20 protein-coding genes are annotated in these 22,305 nt (G+C 55.5%); 10 read left to right on the top strand and 10 right to left on the bottom strand.

The genetic code is table 11. From position 1 onward, the window contains the following. Positions 1-94: 94 nt before the first annotated feature. The gene (locus tag TH25_RS12460; protein WP_114088744.1) at positions 95-3,670 is read right to left on the bottom strand and encodes an AsmA family protein; all 3,576 of its coding nucleotides are present in this window, start codon (positions 3,668-3,670) and stop codon (positions 95-97) included. Between the two features lie 62 nt (positions 3,671-3,732). Here TH25_RS12460 and TH25_RS24920 point away from each other — a divergent pair, with 62 nt between their 5' ends. The 4 genes from TH25_RS24920 (at position 3,733) to TH25_RS12445 (ending at position 6,694) form a co-directional block, all read left to right on the top strand. Further along, complete coding sequence (locus TH25_RS24920; protein ID WP_181847597.1) at positions 3,733-3,903, top strand: hypothetical protein; 171 nt, start codon at positions 3,733-3,735, stop codon at positions 3,901-3,903. Positions 3,904-4,002: 99 nt separating this feature from the next. After that, positions 4,003-4,869: a DUF2189 domain-containing protein gene (locus tag TH25_RS12455; protein WP_114088743.1), complete on the top strand. Its 867-nt coding sequence runs from the start codon at positions 4,003-4,005 to the stop codon at positions 4,867-4,869. Between the two features lie 170 nt (positions 4,870-5,039). Next, entirely contained in the window at positions 5,040-5,702 is a 663-nt protein-coding gene (locus tag TH25_RS12450; protein WP_114088742.1) for an HAD-IA family hydrolase, read from the top strand. Positions 5,703-5,755: 53 nt separating this feature from the next. Then, positions 5,756-6,694 carry an agmatinase gene (locus TH25_RS12445; protein WP_114088741.1) on the top strand — a complete coding sequence of 313 codons (939 nt, stop codon included), beginning with the start codon at positions 5,756-5,758 and terminating at the stop codon, positions 6,692-6,694. On the opposite strand, the gene TH25_RS12440 is transcribed toward TH25_RS12445, so the two are convergent. Beyond that, a complete protein-coding gene (locus TH25_RS12440; RefSeq protein ID WP_181847595.1) occupies positions 6,691-7,593 on the bottom strand; it encodes a DMT family transporter in 903 nt (300 codons plus the stop codon). The two genes, TH25_RS12445 and TH25_RS12440, sit on opposite strands and share 4 nt — an antisense overlap. 214 nt (positions 7,594-7,807) lie before the next feature. On the opposite strand from TH25_RS12440, the gene TH25_RS12435 reads away from it, so the two are divergent. From TH25_RS12435 to TH25_RS12420, 4 genes are all read left to right on the top strand, one after another. Beyond that, on the top strand, positions 7,808-8,728 hold the full coding sequence (locus tag TH25_RS12435) for a LysR family transcriptional regulator (protein ID WP_114088739.1): 921 nt from the start codon (positions 7,808-7,810) through the stop codon (positions 8,726-8,728). Position 8,729: 1 nt separating this feature from the next. After that, a complete protein-coding gene (locus tag TH25_RS12430) occupies positions 8,730-9,809 on the top strand; it encodes a lipid A deacylase LpxR family protein (protein ID WP_114088738.1) in 1,080 nt (359 codons plus the stop codon). A 100-nt stretch (positions 9,810-9,909) separates the two neighbouring features. Further along, positions 9,910-10,407 (top strand): MerR family transcriptional regulator, encoded by a 498-nt coding sequence (locus TH25_RS12425; protein ID WP_114088737.1) that lies wholly within the window; start codon positions 9,910-9,912, stop codon positions 10,405-10,407. Next, a complete protein-coding gene (locus TH25_RS12420; protein WP_220151407.1) occupies positions 10,400-10,759 on the top strand; it encodes a carboxymuconolactone decarboxylase family protein in 360 nt (119 codons plus the stop codon). The genes TH25_RS12425 and TH25_RS12420 overlap by 8 nt, the downstream gene beginning before the upstream one ends. A 142-nt stretch (positions 10,760-10,901) precedes the next feature. On the opposite strand, the gene TH25_RS12415 is transcribed toward TH25_RS12420, so the two are convergent. The 4 genes from TH25_RS12415 to betC all read right to left on the bottom strand — a co-directional run bounded on the left by TH25_RS12415 (position 10,902) and on the right by betC (position 16,826). Beyond that, the gene (locus TH25_RS12415; RefSeq protein WP_147253011.1) at positions 10,902-11,714 is read right to left on the bottom strand and encodes a hypothetical protein; all 813 of its coding nucleotides are present in this window, start codon (positions 11,712-11,714) and stop codon (positions 10,902-10,904) included. A 420-nt stretch (positions 11,715-12,134) separates the two neighbouring features. Further along, positions 12,135-13,106 carry a hypothetical protein gene (locus tag TH25_RS12410; protein ID WP_114088735.1) on the bottom strand — a complete coding sequence of 324 codons (972 nt, stop codon included), beginning with the start codon at positions 13,104-13,106 and terminating at the stop codon, positions 12,135-12,137. A 566-nt stretch (positions 13,107-13,672) separates the two neighbouring features. Beyond that, a complete protein-coding gene (locus TH25_RS12405) occupies positions 13,673-15,076 on the bottom strand; it encodes an FAD-binding oxidoreductase (RefSeq protein WP_114088734.1) in 1,404 nt (467 codons plus the stop codon). 196 nt (positions 15,077-15,272) lie between these two features. After that, complete coding sequence (gene betC, locus TH25_RS12400) at positions 15,273-16,826, bottom strand: choline-sulfatase (RefSeq protein ID WP_114088776.1); 1,554 nt, start codon at positions 16,824-16,826, stop codon at positions 15,273-15,275. Between the two features lie 165 nt (positions 16,827-16,991). Between betC and TH25_RS12395 the strand changes: the two genes are divergently transcribed. After that, on the top strand, positions 16,992-17,951 hold the full coding sequence (locus tag TH25_RS12395; RefSeq protein WP_114088733.1) for a LysR substrate-binding domain-containing protein: 960 nt from the start codon (positions 16,992-16,994) through the stop codon (positions 17,949-17,951). A gap of 69 nt (positions 17,952-18,020) precedes the next feature. On the opposite strand, the gene TH25_RS12390 is transcribed toward TH25_RS12395, so the two are convergent. After that, positions 18,021-18,728: a TIGR00266 family protein gene (locus TH25_RS12390; RefSeq protein ID WP_114088732.1), complete on the bottom strand. Its 708-nt coding sequence runs from the start codon at positions 18,726-18,728 to the stop codon at positions 18,021-18,023. Between the two features lie 219 nt (positions 18,729-18,947). Between TH25_RS12390 and TH25_RS12385 the strand changes: the two genes are divergently transcribed. Continuing rightward, positions 18,948-19,484: a hypothetical protein gene (locus TH25_RS12385; RefSeq protein WP_114088731.1), complete on the top strand. Its 537-nt coding sequence runs from the start codon at positions 18,948-18,950 to the stop codon at positions 19,482-19,484. A gap of 191 nt (positions 19,485-19,675) precedes the next feature. Here the strand turns inward: TH25_RS12385 and TH25_RS12380 are convergent, their stop codons facing one another. The 3 genes from TH25_RS12380 to TH25_RS25705 all read right to left on the bottom strand — a co-directional run bounded on the left by TH25_RS12380 (position 19,676) and on the right by TH25_RS25705 (position 22,249). Then, positions 19,676-21,337, bottom strand: coding sequence for an FMN-binding glutamate synthase family protein (locus TH25_RS12380; RefSeq protein WP_220151406.1), 1,662 nt, complete (start codon positions 21,335-21,337; stop codon positions 19,676-19,678). Positions 21,338-21,542: 205 nt separating this feature from the next. Continuing rightward, the gene (locus TH25_RS12375; protein ID WP_114088729.1) at positions 21,543-22,043 is read right to left on the bottom strand and encodes a DUF2442 domain-containing protein; all 501 of its coding nucleotides are present in this window, start codon (positions 22,041-22,043) and stop codon (positions 21,543-21,545) included. Beyond that, entirely contained in the window at positions 22,040-22,249 is a 210-nt protein-coding gene (locus TH25_RS25705; protein WP_114088728.1) for a DUF4160 domain-containing protein, read from the bottom strand. The genes TH25_RS12375 and TH25_RS25705 overlap by 4 nt, the downstream gene beginning before the upstream one ends. Positions 22,250-22,305 lie beyond the last annotated feature (56 nt).

Here is a 22,305-nt window from a genome sequence, read left to right as displayed (position 1 = left end):
GTGGCAATCGGTATTTTTCAACCCGCCCCTATGCAAAAACGGCCCCGGAAAACCGGGACCGTTTACAAGATTTAACCCGCAAAAGGAGACCGAATTAACGGCCAAACTGGTTGAGCAGCCCCTTGAGAACATCCTTGGCGGCATCCTTGGCCTTGTCACGGTCCGACTGGGGTTCGCCACTATCGGATGATTTTCCGCCCAGTGCCTTACCCAACAGGTTTTCCAGGGTTTTGACCGCCACCTTGTCCATACGGCCACTAATCGCCGGGTCATCGATTTTGCCCTTGGCAAAAACACTGAACGGCGGCAGATCGTGGATTTTTTCGGAAAAATCAAAATCGGCCCGTGTGTCCATAATCCAGTTGGGCAAATCGAGGGTGGCATCGGCATCCGCCGTTCCCACACGCGAGGTGGCATCGACACGGGTGGTTTTTGCCACCCCGTTGGTAATTTTCATATCGGCATCCAGGGTACGCAACAGGTCGTTATTGCCGACCCCTTCCACCACCATTGCCGCTGGGCCCTGACGCAACAGCGCCTGCAAGTCCAGTTTGGGATCTTTGGAACGCTTATCGGCATTGCTAAAGCGGATATCTTTAAGGTTCAGCGTCGCCGTACCATTCAGGGCCTTCACCAATGCGCGCGATGTTGTGCCATTTGCGGTGACGGCAAATTTGGTTCCGGCAATGCCCGTCACCGTGTCATTCGCGACCTGGATGGGAAACAGTGTCGCCACGTTGGCATTGTCCAGCGTGCCAGACAAATCCAGCTTTGGCACATCCTTGCTGGCATCAAACTGGCCAGAGATATTAAGCGGCCCATCGCCCATCTTGCCCGTCAAATGGTCAATGGTGACAAGCCCCTGTTTCATTTTGACAGCAAGGTCCGGGTTCACCAGCGAAAAATGGTCGAAGTCAAGCTGGTCCATGACAATGGAAATATTGCCATCGATCAGACGCAGGGCCGAAACATCAATCACATTATCATCCCACGGGGTGCCATCGCGCGCATCCACACGGGTCAGAAGGTCATTGTCAAATGACGGCAATGACGCCCGGCGCATCCCCCGGCGGGGCGTATCAAGCGATGCACGGTCCGCCGCAGGCAGGAACGGATCCACCCGAAGCTTGCCGCCCTTCAGATTCACATCCAGTTGGGTACGATCCCCCGCCGCATCCATTTTCACCGTCCCGGCGGTTTCAAAGGTACCAATTGCCAGTTTGGCAATATCAATGGCAACATTTTTGGCATTGCCATTCACCTTGCCCTGAAAGGCAAAGCGGCCCAAATCGCCCGACGGATTATAGGTCGGCGCGATCAGGGGCAGCACGCGGTTCAGGCTACCGGCCTGGGCATTGATCGTGCCGGTCAGGCCCGGTGCATCGCCCAAAAGGCCACTCACCTTGCCCTGAAGCCCCACCTGCAAAGTCGAATTGGACAGGCTGGCATTCAGGTCCGGTCCACTCATGGGGCCATTCAGGGTAATATCCGCCTTCATGGATTTATAATTGGCCGCCGGGGCAGGCAGGGTAATCCCCGTCAGCTTCACCAACGGCTCCAGGTTTTTGGCCGTCACACCGAGTTTCAGGTTTTTAAATTCGGGAACGTCCTTTTGGCCCAGAAACGCGCCGCTGCCCTGCAATGACATGCCGGCTGCATCGGCCACCGACAGGTTGCTCAGGGTAATATCACCCCCGCGCAGGCTGCCTTCCACCGAAATACCGCGAATGGCAACACCTGACGATGTCACCTCGTCCGCGCCAATGCGATAATTGGCGGCAAGGCCGTTTAACGGGGCCAGGGCAGCATGAATGGTTTTCACCAGATCCTGCTTTGCCCCATCCGTCGTACCGGACGCATTGCCATCGGCCTTGTCCGGGGCTCCGCCCGATGCCCCTGCTGATGCACCAGATGCGCCATCCGCCGCACTGGCCGTTGCCGACATATATTGATCAAGATTGATTTTATCGAGCTTCAAACCAATCCCCAGCGCGGGCAGCCCCGCACTGTCGAGATTGGCAACAATGGCGCCACGAATGGCGGTATCATCCAGACGCATGTCAACATTGTTGATATTAATGCGGTCCGCTGTGCCCTTGAGCCCACCCGTCAGCGAGAAACGGCGCAAACGGTCTGCCCGCACACCTTCAACATCAACACCCAGCCAGCGCATCACGGCCCGGATATTGTCCGAGGCGATTTCATAGCGCAAATCGGCACTGATCTGCGGTTTTTCGCCCGAAATGGCACCGGAAACCTGCAAATCCGTACCGCCCGGCAGGCCCGCCGAAACCTCGTTCAGCGTGATTTTGCTGTTGGCGATACCGGCATTGATGCGGGCATTATGGATCGGGGTCTGGTTATAAATCAGCGATTCAACTTCAAGGTCAATCGACCCGGTCAGATCCGCCGGAATCAGCGGGGCCGTTTTGGAATCGGCATTTTTGCGCCCCTGCGAGGGAATGGATTGTCCGCCTGCCTTTTGCGCATCGGGGATTTCGACATCCGCATTGTTGGCGGCCTCACCACTGGCATTGGTATCGGTTGCGGCGGCCTTGTGCGTGCCCGATGCGTTGGCAAGGGCCATAATGGCATCCAGGTCAAACTGGTTAAAGCGCAGGGCCAAATCGGCCTTCATTTTCGGGTCGGTATTGACCGAAAGTGCGCCCGAGCCACGGGTATCGCCAAAACGCACGGCCAGATCATTGACCGTGACCGCCTTGGCATTGGCGGCAAGTTTACCGGAAAGATCAAATTCCTTGGCGGCAATATCGGGAATATCGGCATCATCCCCGGCAATCCGCAGAGCAGCCTTGCGCAAATCCTCGAATTTGCCGTTGATTTCCCCCTTGAAGTCCGGCGCGGTGCCCGAAAGATCCACCTGGCCGCCGACATCAATGCCGCCATCAACATCATCAATGCCCAACCGCACCGAAACGGGGAAAGCCTGTGTCTGGCTGATTTCACCGACATTCAGCTTAAAGGTCAGCGGAATACCGTGATAGAAAACATAGCCCTCGCCGGTGGCCGGACCATTCAGGCTGTCGGCTTCAACACTCAGCGTCAAACCCTCGATCCGTTCTTCGCTACCGGGTGCGCGATAAATGATGGTGGCATTTTCAATCGACAGGCTGTCCACCCGGACCGAACTTGCAAGCGAGCTTCCGCCACCATTTTCCGCCGGTGCGCTTTCAGGTGCCTGCGTTGCCGGGGTCTGAGGTGCCGATTGATCCTGGGGATTATTGATTGTCCCGGCATCCGGGCCGTGACTTTTGGCATCTTTGGGGTCAAATACCAGGTTATTGGTGCCATCCCTGAAGGTTTGAATCGACACCACCGGGTCAATCAGGCGCACCTGTGTGACCCGGATATTGCCGGTCAGAAGCGGCATCAGGGCCACCGAAACCTCGACTTCCTTGACCGTCACCATGTTTTTGTCGGCAGCACCTTCAACATTGCCAAGGGCGGCATCCTTTACGGACAGGGCCGGGTAAGGCAGCAATGACAGGGATAAATCACCACGCAATTCCAGATTGCGGCCCGTCGCTTCGCTAACCGCTGTGGTTATTTCAGCTTTATAACTGTTCCAGTCAATCAGCGACGGAATAACCAGCAGGGCGGCGATAATCACTACGACAAGAGCGCCAATTACAGCGAGTATCTTTTTCAAAGTTTCGGCTCCGCTTTCTTTTTGCGCGCAATCTGTTGGGACGGCCCCATCAGAAATTTTCCATGGAAACCATTATCATACAGGCCCTGATTTGCATTGCAGCAGAAAATGGCAATCTTTTGGTTGTCTGTGATCAAAAACACCCCACCCGTCCTTCCGCAACGCACCTATTAAAGGTTTATAATCTGTGGGTGGAAAATCCATCAATAGGTGCTAATATATCTTTTAAATAAAAAACAAAATGCCCGTCCGCTCCTTTTCCGAAGGCTGGCAGGACAAACAGGGTTGTATCTGCTGTCACGTGACCCGCATTGGCGCAGGGAGGATATATAATGACGAATTCGACAACGCCGAATGTGACACCCCCAACGGAAAGCCTCGCCGCTGGCAATAATGATGCCCTAAACGGCCAGCGTGGCATTTTGATCCGGGATGTTACCAGCGACCAGTCCGGCAAATGGCTGGAGGCGGGCTGGCGCGATTTCAAACGCGCCCCGGCAATTGGCCTGACCTATGGTGCCTTTTGCGTCGTGGCGGGATATGTCATTTTGTTAAGCCTGTTTCAGTCCGGCCAGCCTTACTTGACCCTGCCTTTGGGGGCGGGGTTTATGCTGATTGCGCCGCTATTGGCCGTTGGCCTGTATGAAACCAGCCGCCGCCTTGAAATGGGCGAAAATGTTACGCTGTGGCACAGCTTGAACGGCTTTCGCCGCAATCCCGGCCAGTTGGGCGCGATTGGCGTGATTTTGATGCTGTTTTTCCTGCTATGGTCGCGGGTGGCGATGCTGTTATTCGCGCTGTTTTACAATGGCACGGTCCCACCGCTTGATGCCCTGATCTGGCAAACATTCTTTTCGCGTGACGCCATGACATTCCTGATCACGGGCTCCATCATCGGGGGCGGCTTTGCCATTGCGGTTTTTGCCATCTCGCTGGTGTCGATCCCGCTTCTGGTAGATCGCGATATTGATGTGATTACCGCACTTTCGCTCAGTATCCGTACATTCCTGCGCAACTGGCGGGTGCTGACCGGCTGGGGGGCGGCGATTGCCGTTCTGGCGGCCTGCGGCATGGTTGTGTTTTTGCTGGGTCTGGCTGTTGTCATGCCGCTTTTGGGCCATGCAAGCTGGCATGCCTATCGCGGGCTGATTGATACCACCAACGCCGAGGCCCCGCGCCTGCGCCGTGCCGTACCCTAAGGCGGAAACTGGTCGCACAAACGGTCACGCTGCCACCAAAACTGACACTTCTGTAAACCAGCAAGCCGGGCCTCCGTGCCCGGCTTCATCATTTTAACAAACCGCCAGTTTCTTTCCTGTCCCGCCCTGCGCTAACATCTGCCTGAAATCATTTTAAGTCAGGAGTTTTTATGACCGGGCAGGGTTTTGAGGCCTTTCTGTTTGATATGGACGGCACCATTGTCAACAGCATCGAAATTGCCGAAAAAGCCTGGGGCGACTGGGCCAGACGTCACGGCCTGAACGAAGCCGAAATCATCCATGCCATGCACGGGGTGCGTGCCGTGGAAACCATCGCCCGTTTTGCCCCGCCCGGCATCGATATTGAGCAGGAAGAAGCCCTGCTGACCGAGGCGGAATTTCAGGCGGGCGACAGGGTAAAACCGATTGGCGGGGCTGCGGCCTTTTTATCGTCTCTGCCGCGCAACCGCTGGGCGGTTGTGACCTCTGCCCCGCACCGTTTGGCGGTGCAGCGCATCAATGCAGCGGGTTTACCCATGCCCGATATTCTGATTACCGCCGAAGATGTCACCGCCGGGAAACCGGCACCGGACTGCTTTTTAATGGCCGCGCAAAAACTGGGATTTGATGCAAGCGACTGTTTGGTGTGGGAAGATGCCCCCGCTGGCATTGCAGCAGGAAAAGCCGCCGGGGCCACGGTCATGATCGTGACGGAAACCCATGCGCAACCGGCCAATATGCCAGGGCACAGCATTATCAATTATCATTCCCTTTCCTGCCAGCAGGGTGATAATGGCCGCCTGATTTTGCACGAAGCCCACGTTTCGGCCTAAATCTTCCCTTACCTGCCCTTTCCTTCCCGTCAGGCTGGCTTACGGAGGCCCCAATGATCAATCCTGCCATCAACAGCGCCGCGCCGACTTTTCTGGGCCTGCCCACACATTTACCAAATGGATCAAAGCCAAAGGCCATCATCTTTGGCGCCGGACATGGCAGCACCTACCCCGGCAAGGACAGCAGCGGTTATGCCGGTGCGGCCGATGCCATAAGGGCGGCCAGCCAGGAAGACGCCCCGCTGGTGACACATTGGGATTTTGATTTGGGCGGGCCGTTATTTAACGGCGAAGATGCAAGCTGCATTGATATTGGCAACCTTGCCACGGTGATGGGCGAAAATGCGCAAAACCGCGAAAAGGTCGAGGCCACCACCCGCAATATTATGGCACAGTCCGCCGTACCGATCTTGCTGGGCGGCGATAATTCCCTGCCAATCCCGTTTTTTAAGGCCTTTGCCGGTCTCGGGCCGATCTGGATTGTGCAGATTGATGCCCATATGGACTGGCGCGACGAATTGCACGGCGAAAAATTCGGCTATTCCAGCCCCATGCGCCGGGCCAGCGAAATGCCCCATATTGCCGGCATGGTGCAAATCGGGCTGCGCAGTGTGGGCAGTGCCCGCCCGCAGGAAATTGCCGCTGCCCAGGCATTTGGCAGCCGCATGGTCACGGCCCGCGATATTCACCATCACGGCATAGAAACCGCCCTTGCACACATCCCGGAAGGGGCACAGGTGATTATTACGGTGGATTGTGACGGGCTGGACCCGGCAATTATGCCCGGCGTGGCCGCACGCACACCGGGCGGATTGACCTATTTTCAGGTGACTGACCTGATTGCCAATATTGGCAAGCGCGCCCGTATTGCCGGATTTGACCTGGTGGAGTTTTATCCGCCCAACGATATGGATGGCATGTCCGCCCTGGTGGCATCGCGCGTGCTGGTCAATGCCATTGGCACGATTGTGCGGCAGAGAGAGGCCGATTAATCCGCATCGGCGCGGGCCAGTGCCGCCTTTTTACCACCGGGGCGCACCAGAAACGTGCCCAGCACCACACATGCCAGTGTTACCAGCAATTCGGGGCGCAAGGGTTCATCAAACAGGGCCACCCCGCCAACAAGGGTGGTCAGCGCCATGATATAGCCAATCTGGCTCAGGTAAACCGGGCCTGCCACGCGCTGCAATTCAAAATGGCACATATACATCAGGGCGGCGACGGCGACCTGCACGGCAATGATGCCCCACAGCCCGGTCTGGGCCAAATCGGGCATCATCAAATGGTCGCGCCCCTGTTCAAATACCAGGCAATATACCGCACTGGCCAGCATCATACCGGCCGCCAGCGGCACCGGGTTGGCCCCGGCAGGCCAGTCCGCCGTGCGATAGACATTGCCGATCGCAAGGCTGACGGGAATAATCGCCGCAACCAGCAAATAGACCAGCAGGGTGCTGTCCGGGGCGGTTAATTGTGGCAGGTACAAAAACAACACCCCGACAAACCCCGCCATCAACCCCAGCATGCGCTTTAACCGCGCCTGTTCCAGACCAATGCACATGGACAGCAAATAGGTGATCAATGGGGGCATGGCGGTAAAAATCCCCGCCAGCGCCGCGCCAAGATGCGGCACCATGAAATAACCCACCCCCATCGGCAACGCCAAACTGACCAGCCCGGCCACGAAATAATAACGCAAATAACGCGGGGCAAATGAGGGCGCATCCCCCCGCAGGGCCGAAACAACCAGCAAAACAAGCCCCGCCCCCAACGATTGCCAGAACAGATAGGACAGCGGCGTCATGCCCGTGCTGACCGCCAGCTTTGCCAGCAAAATGGAGGTTCCGCCCAATATGCCAGTACCCAAGAGCAACAATAAGGCTTTCATCATCCCAACTTTCCAAAAGGCCGGTTCCCCCCGCCAAATACGCGGATTGCGCGATCCGGGCATTTTTCATCAAAATTTGCCCTCAACCAGGAACCTTTGCCTGTCATGATCCATTTGATAACAGACAGCCTATCACAGGCATTTTTGCGGATCGTGCCGTGTTTTCGCCCCAATTTATTTCCAAAATGGAAAGAATACGGGGAATTTTAGGGACCAGATGGACAGATTACGCGGACTTGAGTGTTTTCGCAAAATTGCCGAACGGGGCAGCTTCGCGGCTGCTGCGCGCGAACTCAATATGTCGCCCGGCGCGATTACCAAGCAGATCAACACGCTTGAAGACATGCTGGGTGTTCAGCTTATTGCGCGCACCACGCGGCGGCTCAGCCTGACGGAGGCGGGAGAAACCTATCTTGCGCGCATTTGCGGTATTCTCGATGACATGGATGATGCCAATGAAACCGTTCGTGACCTGGGGCACGGCCCGCGCGGCTGTGTGCGCATTGCCGCCCCCACATCCTTTGGCGTGCTTAAACTCGCCCCGGTGATTGGCAAATTGCTCAAGACCCATCCCGATCTGTCGATTGATCTGGTGCTCGATGACAAAGTGACCGACATTATTGATGAAGGGTTTGACATCGCCCTTCGCGTTAGCGAGACCCTGGCCGATTCCTCGCTGATTGCGCGGCGGATTTGCAGCTATTCGCGCGTATTGGTGGCAAGCCCGGATTATCTGGCCCACCATCCCCCTATTGCCTGCCCGCATGACCTTTTGGCACATGACTGCATATTGTTTAGCAGTGCGCAGCGTATCGGCCTTTGGCATTTCACCAACCCTGCCGACAATACCGAGATGGCAATCGAGGTTGCCGGCCGTTACCGGGTTAATAGCAGCCTTGCCATGCGCGATGTCTTAACCGCAGGCAGCGGCATTACCTTGACACCCCGCCTGGTTGTGGAAGACCTTATTGAACGCGGCGAACTGGTGTGTCTACTCACCGAATATCTGCCGCGCAGACTTAATCTTTATGCCCTAAGCGCCCCGCATCGGCACAAACTTCGTAAAATTCGCACCGTTACCGATTTTCTGGCCCAAGAGCTTCGTTTGGAAGAGCGTCATGATGCCCCAAAGAAATAAAATGTCCATCCGGTCCCGACAGGCGGCCCGTTTTTGCGCCACTACCCTGTTGACCAGCCTGTTTGCCCTGCCCGCAATGGCCCAGGAAAACACGGCCAAAGGCCCGCAGTCACAACGCGCACCCGACACCAAATGGGGTGTTTCGCTCACGGTGGAAAACGACCTGTTTGTTGAAAACAACCAGGACCGCCACTACACCAATGGTGTGCGCCTGGCCTTTATCTCGCCCGAGGACAGCGCACCGGCGGATTTTCTTAATATCGCCAAGGAAATTCCGTTTTTTGCCTCCAACGGACGCATTCGCACAAGCTACGCCCTGGGGCAAAGCATGTATACGCCCAGCGACATCACGATTGCGCAAAACCAGCCCAATGACCGCCCCTGGGCTGGCTATCTTTATGGCAGCATGGGCCTGCTGTCCGATACCGGGCTGGGGTATGAAGGGCACGAGGATTACGCCCGGATTGACACCCTGGAACTGACCCTGGGGGTGGTTGGCCCGGCATCGCTGACCGAACAAAGCCAGAAATTTGTTCATAAACTGATCGACAGCCCCGAACCCAAGGGCTGGGACAACCAGATCAAAAACGAACCGATTATCGGCATCAGCTATGAACGGAAATATCGCAGTTGGGCCAAACAGGAATTGCTGGGGGTGGAAGCCGATTTAACACCAAGTGCCGGTTTTACCCTGGGTAATGGCTTTACCAATGCCGAAATCGGCGCGATGGCACGACTGGGCGTGGACCTGCCTGCCGATTATGGCCCGCCGCGCATTCGCCCCAGCCTGCCGGGATCGGACTTTTTTAAACCCGATACCGAGGGCTTCCCCATGAGCGGCTATTTATTTGCCGGGGTCGTGGGCCGGGCGGTTGCCCGCGACATTACGCTGGATGGCAATACCTTTGCCGATAGCAATTCGGTCGATAAAAAGCCGCTGGTCGGCGATTTGCAGGTCGGTTTTGCCGTGATTGTCGGTGAAGCCCGCATTACCTACACCCATGTCTATCGCACCAAGGAATTTTACGGCCAAAATGGCAGCGACCAGTTTGGTGCCCTCTCGCTTTCCATGCGGTTTTGATCTGGCGTGACAAGACAACACTAAAACCGCTTGACTTAGAGTGCGCTCTAACCCCTAGCATCCCTTGCGTTCCGACAAGAAGGCAAGGGAAAAGCCTGAAATGAAAATTGGGGATCTGGCAAAACGCAGCGGGTTTTCGGCCCATACGCTTCGTTATTACGAGCGTATCGGGCTGTTGCCCTATGCTGATCGTGATGCGTCGGGCCAGCGTGATTATGATGAAACCATCCTGATCTGGATCGAATTTCTTGGCCGGTTGAAAGATACCGGCATGCCGATCCGCGATATGCTGGCCTATGCCAACCTGCGCAATGGCGGCCCTGCCACCACGCAGGAACGGCATGACATTCTGGCGGCCCATCGCGATCAGGTCCAGGCCACCATTGCCAGGCTTCAGGCCAACCTTCTTGTCCTTGATGACAAAATCGCGGGTTACGCCGCGACCCTGCAAAGGACGCAAGATGATGACAGTCAACACATCCCAACCTCAACAAACCAGGCAGAACACCAGCCAAATACCCTCTACCGAAACCCGATACCAGCGCGGCCAGCGCGCACTGGCCGACATCGACGGCGAGGCGGGCCAAAAGGTGATTGATGCCCTGGCCGATATTGCCCCGGATTTCGCCCGTTACCTGATCGAATTTCCCTTTGGCGATATTTATACCCGCCCCGGTCTGTCCCTGCGCGACCGCGAAATCGCCACCATTGCCGCGCTCTGCGCCCTGGGCACGGCCAAACCACAGCTTAAGGTGCATATCCATGCGGGCCTTAATGTTGGCCTCTCGCGCGATGAAATTACCGAAACCCTCATGCAAATGGCGATTTATGCCGGTTTCCCGGCCGCGCTGAATGGCCTGTTTGCCGCCAGGGACGTGTTTGCCAGCCGCGATGAAACAGCCCGGAATATTGCGACGGCCACCCCGTCACAGCCGCAATATAAAACCTGAAACACACAGGGCAAGAAGGACACAAGACCAGCGTATTTCTTTACGGTCTCGTGATCGACACAAATATAAAAAAGCCCTGCTGGAACCCATCCAGCAGGGCCATTTTCAGACATTTTTAAAACGACAGAGAACGGCCCGCGCCTTAAGTTTTGGGTTTGTCCGCGCTGGCAGGATTTTCCTGCGCGGCACTGGTATCTACCGGTTCAACATCGTCAAAGCCGTCATTGGTCGTATCCTGGGTGATGTTATTCACTCCGTCTATCACATCCTGGCTTGCCCCCCCGTTAAGCACGACTACCAAGCTTACCTCGGACACGATTGACGATGCCTGCCCCGGCGCTTGCGCAGCTGCCGCTGTGGTGATCGCACGCGCCTGCTGGGGTGCAGCCGCAGCCGCTGCCTTCGCCACATTAGCGGCCTGGGACGGATTGGCCCTGACGGCGGCTGCCGTAATATCGGCCGCCCGGTCTGGTACCACCGTCACGGCAGCCTGTGTAATCTCTGCCAGAAAATCAGGCATTTGCTTTGCGGCTTCGGCCGTGATTTCTCCTGCTTTGTCAGGGGCAGTTGCCGTTGCAACAGCGACAACAACCAGATCCTTTTCCAGTTTCACCTCAACACTGTCGCCCATCGCAACGGCAATTGCAGTTGACGTAATCGTCGCAGCAGCATTCGTATTGCGCCCGATTGCATATTTAGTGACAAGTCCCGCGATGTACGGCGTAAGGCCATTGGTCGTTTCTTGACGATCCTGCAGGATCTGCTGCACAACCTGGGCAAGGGAGGCTGGATCTGTTAAAGCGCCATCAAGAGCAGCCTTTTCAGCTGCGGTGAGGTTTTGTTCATTGGCGGGGCCGTTATTTTTATTATTATTATCATTAGCTTCAGTCACGTTTGAATTAATCACCACGTTCGCAAGAGCATTTACCCCGAATGTAATTTCCCCGGCAGACACCCCTCCGATCCTGGCACCGGTCCCGGAGTTCTGCGCCCGGACGGGCAAGGCATTTCCGGCAACAAAACTGCCCACAAGGGCGGCAATCGCCGCAACTTTGATTAAACGTTTCATTGATCCAGTCCCCCTTAAAAAAATGAAAATCGCGCCAGCGCGAAAAATTTATCCCTTTCTAAATTCTACCCAAAGGGGCCAAAACAGCAACAAAAGAAAACCGACAGACAATAACCTGAAAGATTGTGCCCGCTTCTCGCGGTTTTATTTGTCGCCAGCGTATAATTGCTTATTTCCGGCAAACTGCCGATTTCACCCGATGATTTATTGCGATCCTCCGGTCAAAACGAGAAAAAGCCCTGCCAGAACCCATCCAGCAGGGCCATTTTTTAAACATTTTTAAAACGACAGAGAACGGCCCGCGCCTTAAGTCTTGGGTGTGGTCGGGCTGGCAGGATTTTCCTGCGCGGCACTTTGCGGTGCCGGTTCAACATCGTCAAACCCGTCATTGGTAGTATCAACCGAATCCTCGGTTGTTGTATTCGCCGCTGTTTGAACGTCCTGGGAATTAACATTCTGAACGGTGGAAACCTGGGTCACGATTGTCGATGACTGTGACGGTGCCGCCGCCACGGCCGCTGTGGTGATCGCCTTCGCCTGCTGGGGGGCTGCCGTTGCCGCAGCCTTTGCCACCACCGCCGCCCGAGACGGATCAAATCGGACCGCGGCAGTCGTAATGTCAGCCGCACGGTCTGGTGCCGCTGTCACGGCAGCCTGTGTAATCTCTGCCACAAATTCAGGCCTTACCGTTGCGGCTGCGATCGTGATTTCTCCTGCTTTGTTAGGGGCAGTTGCCACTGCAGAAGCGACAAGAACGACAACAGCCAGACCATTTTCCTCTTTCACCTCAACACTGCCACCTCCCGCAACGGCAACCGCCGTTGACGTAATCGTCGCAGCAGCATTCGGATTACGCTTGATTGCATATGAAGTGACAAGTCCCGCGATATTGGGCGAAAGGCCTTCTTCAGTGTTTTTACGACCCTGCAGGACCTGCTGAACGACCTGTGCCAGAGAAGCAGGGTCCGTTGACGCATCATCGATCGCTGTCTTTTCAGCATCAGTAAGTGACGCGGCGTTTGAGGCAACAGCAACAGCCACACCAATCGCCGCTGCCGCCGCAACACCAACAGCCAGCGCCCCTGCCGTAATACCACCGGCAGCAGCCCCCCCTGCCGCGCCAGCACCGGCTGCGGCTCCTGCTCCACTGGAACCAGCACCACTCGTGCTACCAGCACCAGCGCCACTCGCTGCCTGGGCCCAGGCAGATGACACATTTCCGGCAACAAGACTGCCCGCAAGGGTGGCAATCGCCGCAGCTTTGATTAAACGTTTCATTGATCGTGTTCCCGCTTCAAAAAATTTGCGACAGCGCAAAAATTTCCCTGTTTAAATTCTATGCCAAAGGAAAAAAACGGCAATTGAATAAAAGCCCCCAAACAACCAGCGAAAGCGGTGTTTGCTTGTCTTTGTTTTTTTAATCAACAGGATAAAGGCACGTTTCCACGTCACAAACGGCGTTGGAGGCCTACGATTTGCATGAGGATGCGACAAAACAGGCAAAGATGCGTCTGCCCCAATGCCCAAAGACCGAATAACAGGCGTTGCCACCCGCGAGTCGCGCCGCACCAGCGTCATTACCCCTCAGCGTTCAGGGGTTTTGATCCGGCATTGTTTTTCTCTGATACTTTGGCAGTGATCATTGCCAGGCTGATCCGATCGCTGGGCGACAAAGGCAATTTGGGAAATAGCCAGGGCGCGTTCACGGGGCCTGGCAGTATCGCCGGAACCTGCAAGAACCTTGCCCCCTTAGCACCTCCTGCCCGGCATATCATCACGCACCGGCAAAAAAAACGCCGCCAGAGGGCATATCTGGCGGCGTTTTACGTGGGGTCAATATCGGATCAGGCACCCGGAACGAGCTTGCCGGGATTCATCAGACCTTTGGGATCAATGGCGTGTTTAATTGCCTGCATAATGGCGATGGTATCGGCACCATGTTCGGCCTCCATAAAGGCCAGTTTGCCATAACCAATGCCATGTTCGCCCGTGCAGGTCCCGCCCAGACGGAGCGAGCGCATCACCATGCGTTCATGCAAACGGTGCGCCTCGGCAACTTCTTCGGGTTTTTCCGGGTCCAGCAATATCAGGGTATGAAAATTGCCATCACCCACATGGCCAACCATTGTGCAGGTCAGTATCGAGGCATCGCAATCCTCGCGGGTTTCCATGATGGCCTCGGCCAGGCGCGAAATCGGCACACAGACATCGGTCGACATACCACGTTTGCCCGGTTCAAGCTGCAAAGAGGCATAATAGGCCTTGTGCCGGGCCGCCCACAATTTGTTGCGATCCTCTGCACGGGTTGCCCACTGGAAGCCTTCACCGCCAAATTCTTCGGCCACCGATTGCACAAATTCCGCCTGTTCCTTGACCCCGGCTTCGGTGCCGTGAAATTCAAAAAACAGGGTGGGTTTTTCGTCATATCCGGTTTTGGAATAATTATTCACCGCACGAATTTGCAGGGCATCAAGCAGTTCAATCCGGGCAACGGGAATACCGGCCTGGATGGTCATGATGGTGGTGTTCACCGCGGCCTCGACCGAAGGAAAGGCACAAACAGCAGCCGACATGGCCTCTGGAATGCCATAGAGCTTCAAACCGATTTCGGTAATGACGCCCAGCGTGCCTTCGGAACCGACAAACAAACGGGTGAGGTCATAACCCGCCGATGATTTACGTGCCCGGTGCGCGGTTTTGATTACTTTGCCTTCCGGCGTCACCACAGTCAGCGACAAAACATTATCGCGCATGGTGCCATACCGCACCGCATTGGTGCCCGAGGCACGGGTAGCCGTCATACCGCCGATAGAAGCATTGGCACCCGGGTCAATCGGAAAGAACAGGCCGGTATCGCGCAGATGTTCGTTAAGCTGTTCGCGCGTTACCCCGGCCTGCACCCGGCAATCGAGGTCGTCATTATTGACCTCCAGAATTTGATCCATGCGCGATACATCAATGCAAATACCACCGCGCAGGGCCGCCACATGGCCCTCCAGTGAAGAGCCCGTCCCAAAGGGCACGATCGGCACGTCATGAGCCGCACACAGCTTAACCGTTTCGGCAACTTCTTCGGTCGAGGTGGCAAAAACAACAGCATCGGGCGGCGACGCATCGTGCCAGCCTTCATCCTTGCCATGCTGATCCAAAACGGCCTGGACCGTTGAAACACGGTCGCCAAATTTTTCGCGCAGGGTTTCAATCAGGCTGGCCGGTACCACGGCCCGTTCATAATGATGATCCGACATGACGTTCCTCGTATAGCTGTATTAGGGCAAGAATCCCCTGCCCGGCATTTTGCCCACCCTACGACGTCACATTGCAAATTGGTATTACCTTTTAACAGCTCACCGCAAAAAACCGCCCGCGCAACTGCAAACCGTTTATTGTCGTGGCCGTTATTCAAATAACGGACAAATGACAGGCAAAGGTACGTTACACTGATTATCCGGTGGCTTTGGGTTTATAAAAACCCGGCACATTCAGGCGGGCATCGGCCTCGACATCATCAAGGTCCTTGTGATTGCGCATATACATGTTGGATGTATCGCGGGTCGGCTGATGGTCCCAGCTTGTGATGCGGCCCCGGGTCAGGGCTTCGTAAACCAGTTTGCGGCGTTTCTGGCTGTCGATCACCTTTTTGCGGAAGGTTTCCAGGTCCCAGTTTTCGGCCAGTTCCGCGCGAAAGGCATCGCGGATTTTGTAGTGTTCGGAATCATTGATCAGGTCATGAAGCTCATCAGGATCGTTCGCCAGATCAAACAGCATGTCCGGGTCGGTTTGCGAAGCGATGTATTTATATGCCCCGCGCCGGATCATGATGATGGGCGACAGGGCCCCTTCGCCACAATATTCGCCAATCACCTCATCGTGGCCGCCTGTGCCATTGATATGGGGCATCAGGCTGCGGCCATCAATCGGGCTGGCGGGCGCGGGCACGGTTTCATCGCCCACAATATCGCGCAGGGTGGGCAAAATATCGATCAGGGAAACCGACTGCGAAACGCGTTTTTGCCCTTGTGCGCCGGGAAAGGCAAAAAACAGCGGCACACGTGCTGATGGTTCATACCACGACATTTTATACCACATGCCGCGTTCGCCCAGCATATCGCCATGATCGCCACTGAAAATAACCAGCGTATTATCGGCCATTCCAGTTTCGCGCAGGGTGCGCATCAGCGACCCGACCAGACAATCGACATAGCTGATCGAGGCATAATAGGCCCGGCGTGCCGTGAGCACGTCTTCATCAGTAACGGGTTGCTGATCCAAATTATAGACATGGCGCAGGCGGCGCGAATGCGGATCCAGGTCTTCGGGTTTCAGGGTGACATGGGGCGGATCAATATCAACCCCGTCATACATGTTCCAGAATTCCGGGCGGGCATTGTAAGGATCGTGCGGATGGGTAAAGGATACCGTCAGGAAAAACGGTCGGTCATCGTGGCGCTGGCTGCGGGCAACATCATATAAATAACGCCGGGCCTCAAACACGGTTTCATCATCAAAATCAAGCTGGTTGGAACGGTAAACCGGCCCGGCCTGGGTGACAGAGCCCATATTGTGATACCATGTTGGACGGGTGTCAAAATTATCCCAATCGCAATACCAGCCATAATCGGCAGGATAAATATCCGCCGTTAACCGGTCTTCGTAACCGTGAAGCTGATCGGCCCCGCAAAAGTGCATTTTCCCGGCCAAAGCCGTGCGATAACCGGCATGGCGCACATAATGCGCCAGGGTGGGAATATCGGATGCCAGGTCGGAGGCATTGTCATAGGCCTCTATCCGGCGGGGAAGCTGGCCGGTCATCAGGCAAAAGCGCGACGGCGCGCAAAGCGGGCTGTTGGTATAGGCGGAATCAAACACCACGGCGTTTTCCGCCAGAACATCCAGGTTCGGGGTTTTAACCACCTTATGCCCGTAAAGCGGCATGCAGCGCGCAGCAAGCTGATCGGCCATGACAAACAGAATATTCATCGGCTTTGATCGCGTCATCGCGTATATCCCCCTGATTTTATGAATGACCGTCAAGGCAGCACAGGCAGGCGCCCAATCGATGCAAAGACCCTGTGCACCTTGCATTATCATTGCTGTTTAGCATTTGAATGGTTCTTGTGAAGACCGCTTGTATTCATCTTTGGCATCGATAATATTAATGGCATGAAATATGGAAACATCCGCTCGCCCCATGCCCTGATCGCCTTTGAGGCCGCTGCACGCTGCGGCAGCTTTACCCGTGCGGCACAGGAACTTGGCATTGGACAACCTGCCGTCAGCCATCAGGTCACGCTGCTGGAAGACCAGTTAAACCAGCCCCTGTTTCGCCGGTTACATCGCGGTGTCGCCCTGACCGGTGCGGGGCAGGAATTATATGACAGTGTCAGCGCAGCCCTGGGCCAGATCGACCGGACGGTGGAAACCATCCGCACAAGGCGCAGCACCCGCATCAGTGTGGGGACGGATTTTGCCTTTGCATCCTTTATCCTGATGCCACATCTGGCCGATTTCACTGCCCGCTTCCCCGATATTGAAGTCAATATTGTCACCAACCAGACCGGACGGTTTGGCATGGATGCCAATATCGACGTCGAACTGTCCTTCGGCCATTGCGGGCCACAGGGGATATTGCTGCTGGCCGAACGGGTCACACCGGTGTGCAGCCCGGCCTTTCTCGCGCAATATGGCGTGGCCCAAACACCGGCAGATCTATGCAAAATGCCGCTGTTGCATCTGGATAGCGAAATTGAAAATCGCTGGTTTAACTGGGAAAGCTGGCTGCGCACCGCCGGGCACTCTCCCGGCGGTGCGCTCAGCGGGCATCGCTTTAACACCTATTTGCTGGTGTTATCTGCCGCCCTTTCCGGGCAGGGGGTGGCGCTGGGCTGGACGGCCTTGTTAGAGCAGCATTTGCAAAGCAGCCAACTGGTGCCGGCCAGCACCATGACCCTGACATCCGAGCGCGGCTATGTCCTGACATCACGCGCCGCCCCGCACCGGCAAAGCCAGGTTACAGCCTTTGCCAACTGGGCCTGCGATATGATCGCGGATGGCAATGCCAGCCGTGGCAAAGACAGAAACACAGAAAGGGCCAAGACACCGAACGCCCCCGCCCCGTCATAAAACAAAACCGCCGCCCGGCAATATGAGGGCGGCGGCGGACAAGTTCCATCGAACTGAACGGGCTGAAAATCAGTCCTTGTTGCGGTCCTTGGGCAGGGCGGCAGCAATACGGTCGGCCAGGCGGGCAAAAGGCAGGCTTTGCAGCCACACGGTGCCGGGGCCTTCCAGGGTGGTGATAAACAGCCCCTCGCCGCCAAACAGCGCATTGCGGAACCCGCCGACAAAATCGACGGAATAATCCACACTGTCGGTCATGGCGACCAAGGCACCGGTATCAACCCGCATGCGCTGGCCCGGTTGCAAATCCTTGCGCACGATCGTGCCACCCGCGTGAACAAAGGCCATGCCATCGCCGGTCAGCCGCTGCAAAATAAAGCCTTCGCCGCCAAACAGCCCCGCACCAACACGTTTGGAAAAGGCGACATCAATATCAATACCCGCTGCGGCACATAAAAAACCGTCTTTCTGGCACAGAATGGTGCCGCCAAAATCGCGCAGATTAAGGTCAATCACCTTGCCCGGATAGGGTGCAGCAAAGGCGACATGCCCCTTGCCTTCCCCTTCATGGACAAAGCTTGTGATAAAAAAGCTTTCGCCCGACAGCATACGTTTAAAACCGGAAAACAGGCCACCGCCGGTGTTGGTCTGCATCGTGATGCCGTGGCCCATATACATCATGGCCCCTGCCTCGGCGCGAACCCCTTCGCCAGGATCAAGTTCAATTTCGACCAACTGCATTTCACTGCCGATGATTTCATAATCGATAACGTCTGCCACGGAATATCCTTTGCATTATGGGTGTCAAGACAGGCCCGCCTGCCGGGCGAACCAGAACTGCAACGTTACTCTCCTGCATATCGTTCCGAACCCGGATAATCAAATTTGCCGGTCAAAACAGGGCAGGATTATGACAGGTGCGGGGCATTGAGTTTGTTTCCCTTTGACAATTCCCGTAAAACTTACATCATAACCTATCCTCAAAAATAGGGTGGCGATATGGGCCAGGGATGGATCATCAGGAGCTGGCAAATTTTGCCGGGGCTGTTGCTGGCGCTGCTTTTGGCAGGCGGCGAAAAACAGGATATGTATCAGGTCGATATCTGCCGTGTTGCCCTGCCGGGTGTTGAAAATGCAGGTCTGCGCTTTCGTTTGCTAACGTGGCCCGATATGGATGAGGCGCACAATCGCGTCACACTCATCTACCAGATCCTGCCAGATCGCATTGCCTATCGCCATGCCGATGACAGTGTACTTTCCGATAACGTACCGGTTTTGGGCGAGGGTGCACCTGCCTTTGCGCATCGTATTACCTGCCAGTTTTCTCCCACCCCGTTGTCCGGGGCGCATGCGGCCCTTGTCGGTATTGAAACTTCGCGATTTGGCCCTTTACCCGCAAGCCAGCTTGCCCTGCTTGACCGGTTCTGGATCAATCAGGTGGGACAGTCCGCCCTTGACTCCTTTGATGATGAAAACCCTGGCACGGCCCTGGCAAACATTCACGACAGGCGCACAAAAACCGCGTTCGGATTGTAACAATTGTCAGGCTGGGTAGTGTGTGGTGTGGCAACTCGGTTGCTGTTTATGGTCACCCCGCCCGACATAACGGGCAGCAACGCGCATCCTCTTACGAACAATGCCGAAAACAACAGCAGGTCACAAAATATAAAGCGGGGCAGATCTTTCAAACCTGCCCCGCTGTCAGTTTTCCTGCTCAATCCTGTTAATCAGGCGTTATGCACCATCTCGCGCTTTTTGAACGGCCCGAAGGGAATTTCGGACGGGGCAAAAGTTTCGGCCGATGAACGGTCCCAGCGGCTGTGCCAGTCTGACAGTTCGGGTATTTCCGGGCCGGAAACCAGAAACCCCTCCGGCAGGTAGGGGTACATTTCATTCCCATCAAGGAATTCATTATCCTTTTGGCGGAACATGAAATGATAGGGCATGAAATTGCGCGGGTCACTCAGCCCGGCGGCTCCCGTAATTTCGGCCAGGGCGTGCAGGGTATTATGGTGGAAACGGGCAACACGCTCGCTTTTATCGCCCACATCCACTGCGCGCTGGCGTACCGGGTCCTGGGTGGCAATGCCGACCGGGCATTTGTTGGTATGGCACGATTGCGCCTGGATACAGCCCAGGGCAAACATGAAACCGCGCGCCGCATTGCACCAGTCCGCCCCCAGCGCCAGAACCTGGGCAATATCAAAGGCCGAAACGATTTTACCCGCCGCACCAATTTTGATCTCGTTACGAATGCCTGCTCCGCGCAGGGCATTATGGACAAAGGTCAGGCCTTCGTGCATCGGCATCCCCACCCGGTTGGCAAACTCCACCGGGGCAGCCCCGGTGCCGCCTTCCTTGCCATCGACGACAATAAAATCGGGCAGAATGCCGGTTTTCAACATCGCCTTGACGATGCACATAAATTCCCGGCGATGACCGATACACAGCTTGAATCCTACCGGCTTGCCACCGGAAAGGTCCCGCAACTGGGCGATAAATTCCATCAACCCGATGGGGGTTGAAAAGGTGCGATGGGCGGCAGGGGAAATACAATCCATCCCCATTGGAATACCACGCGCCTCGGCAATTTCCTCGGTAATTTTGGCAGCGGGCAACATGCCGCCATGCCCGGGCTTTGCCCCCTGGCTTAGCTTCACCTCGATCATTTTGACCTGGGGATCAGCAGCCGTTTCGGCGAATTTTTCTGCCGAAAAAGTCCCGTCCTCATTACGACAGCCAAAATAACCCGACGCCACCTGATAAATCAGATCGCCCCCACCCTGGCGGTGATAACGGCTAATACTGCCTTCGCCGGTATCATGGGCAAAGCCCCCCTTTTTTGCCCCCTTGTTCAGCGCCAAAATGGCATTGCCCGACAGGGCACCAAAGCTCATGGCGGAGATATTATACAAGCTGGCATCGTAGGGCTGCTTGCATTGCGAACCGCCAACGCGCACACGAAAATCCTTGTCCGGGATCACAGTGGGCGAGACGGAATGGGTCAGCCAGGCATAGCCCGACGCATAGACATTTTCGATGGTGCCAAAGGGCCGTTTATCCTCCGCCCCCTTGGCGCGCTGATAGACCAGCCCGCGCGACTGGCGGCTGAACGGCACCTCGTCATGGTCGCTTTCGATCATATATTGACGGATTTCCGGGCGGAAACTTTCCAGAATAAAGCGGATATGGCCGCTTACGGGATAGTTGCGCAGGATCGAATGGCGCGACTGGCGCAAATCATAAATCCCCACCATCCCCAGCGCCCCAAACACAATGAAAGGCAGCCAGAACCAGGCACTTAACGGCACACACAGCAGCGATACAATCGCCAGAAACGTTACCAGGGCAAGAACCGCGTAACGCTGATACTCGATGATGAATTTCAAAAGAGCCTGTCCTGTCGAATGAAGCGGGAAAAGGATGGTGCAACCATTTGCAACCCCGGCAAATGTAACCATTTCAAAGCCCGCGGCAAGGCCTGCTGATCGCCCTTTATTTCGCGGGGTGCCCTCTCCGGACAAGTGACAGTTAAAACCGCCTCAAACAGACAATCCAGATCCGCTCAACCCGGTGAACATAAGGAAAGTTAAATCACGCTGACGTTTTCAAACGATCTGATTTAAGGGCATTTCTCATGCGCGCATATAAAACAGTCGGTTCATGCTCCATCGTATGAATAGCGATGCGAACAGCTAGTGAAACGGCCGTATGACCGGATTTGAAATTCTTGATCTGACTGACACGATACCCCAAGGCTTGGCCGACCTGTTCATTCGTCAGCTTGAAACGCTTTTGAAAACCTTCAATCAAAACACGTCCGTCCTCATCGGATTGTTCATTTGCGATCCGGGCCAAGTTTTCGGCGCTAAAGTCCAACCCGTTTTCCCATTCAATGCCGTGCCCCCAGTTTATGATGCGCACCTTCGCAAAGGCTGCGGGATCATTGGCAAAAACGGAAAAGTGACGTGACAGAGCAATCAGACCAGACAGATCAGCGTTTTGCCGTGTTCCGTCCTGCCACTGCAAAATCAGCGTAAAAGGCTGTTCTGAAACAGTTATACTTTCAAGACGTTTCATATTTTCACCTGTCATCCGTTATAATCCTGCCAAATCGCCATCAAACGATTCTTATGGGTAACAACGTAAGCACATGCCTGTTTGCCAATCTTGCCCAGCAATTGTCCGGCAAAAATTTCGGCATCAAGGATTCTTATTTTGGCAGCAAAATCAGCGCCAATAACATGTATATGCGGCGGATTATGATCACCGAAATCATGCGCAACTACAAAACAGGCCAATAATTGGCCCTCGCAAGCCTGATTGCCTCAAAACAGAAAACCGGGCCACACAAGAA

Source organism: Thalassospira profundimaris (assembly GCF_003326755.1).
Lineage (GTDB): Bacteria > Pseudomonadota > Alphaproteobacteria > Rhodospirillales > Thalassospiraceae > Thalassospira > Thalassospira profundimaris_B.
The sequence above is the reverse complement of the archived record's forward strand: the minus strand, read 5'-3'. Positions and strand labels throughout refer to the sequence as shown.

Bases quoted from the DNA above. Each gene is read 5' to 3' on its own strand.
- TH25_RS12395 (WP_114088733.1), top strand. From the start codon at position 16,992: ATGAAATATGGAAACATCCGCTCGCCCCATGCCCTGATCGCCTTTGAG.
- TH25_RS12405 (WP_114088734.1), bottom strand. From the start codon at position 15,076: ATGTCGGATCATCATTATGAACGGGCCGTGGTACCGGCCAGCCTGATT.
- TH25_RS12410 (WP_114088735.1), bottom strand. From the start codon at position 13,106: ATGAAACGTTTAATCAAAGCTGCGGCGATTGCCACCCTTGCGGGCAGT.
- TH25_RS12440 (WP_181847595.1), bottom strand. From the start codon at position 7,593: ATGATGAAAGCCTTATTGTTGCTCTTGGGTACTGGCATATTGGGCGGA.
- TH25_RS12430 (WP_114088738.1), top strand. From the start codon at position 8,730: ATGTCCATCCGGTCCCGACAGGCGGCCCGTTTTTGCGCCACTACCCTG.
- TH25_RS12425 (WP_114088737.1), top strand. From the start codon at position 9,910: ATGAAAATTGGGGATCTGGCAAAACGCAGCGGGTTTTCGGCCCATACG.
- TH25_RS12385 (WP_114088731.1), top strand. From the start codon at position 18,948: ATGGGCCAGGGATGGATCATCAGGAGCTGGCAAATTTTGCCGGGGCTG.
- TH25_RS12450 (WP_114088742.1), top strand. From the start codon at position 5,040: ATGACCGGGCAGGGTTTTGAGGCCTTTCTGTTTGATATGGACGGCACC.
- TH25_RS12375 (WP_114088729.1), bottom strand. From the start codon at position 22,043: ATGACAGGTGAAAATATGAAACGTCTTGAAAGTATAACTGTTTCAGAA.
- TH25_RS12445 (WP_114088741.1), top strand. From the start codon at position 5,756: ATGATCAATCCTGCCATCAACAGCGCCGCGCCGACTTTTCTGGGCCTG.
- TH25_RS12435 (WP_114088739.1), top strand. From the start codon at position 7,808: ATGGACAGATTACGCGGACTTGAGTGTTTTCGCAAAATTGCCGAACGG.
- TH25_RS24920 (WP_181847597.1), top strand. From the start codon at position 3,733: ATGGAAACCATTATCATACAGGCCCTGATTTGCATTGCAGCAGAAAAT.
- TH25_RS12455 (WP_114088743.1), top strand. From the start codon at position 4,003: ATGACGAATTCGACAACGCCGAATGTGACACCCCCAACGGAAAGCCTC.
- betC (WP_114088776.1), bottom strand. From the start codon at position 16,826: ATGACGCGATCAAAGCCGATGAATATTCTGTTTGTCATGGCCGATCAG.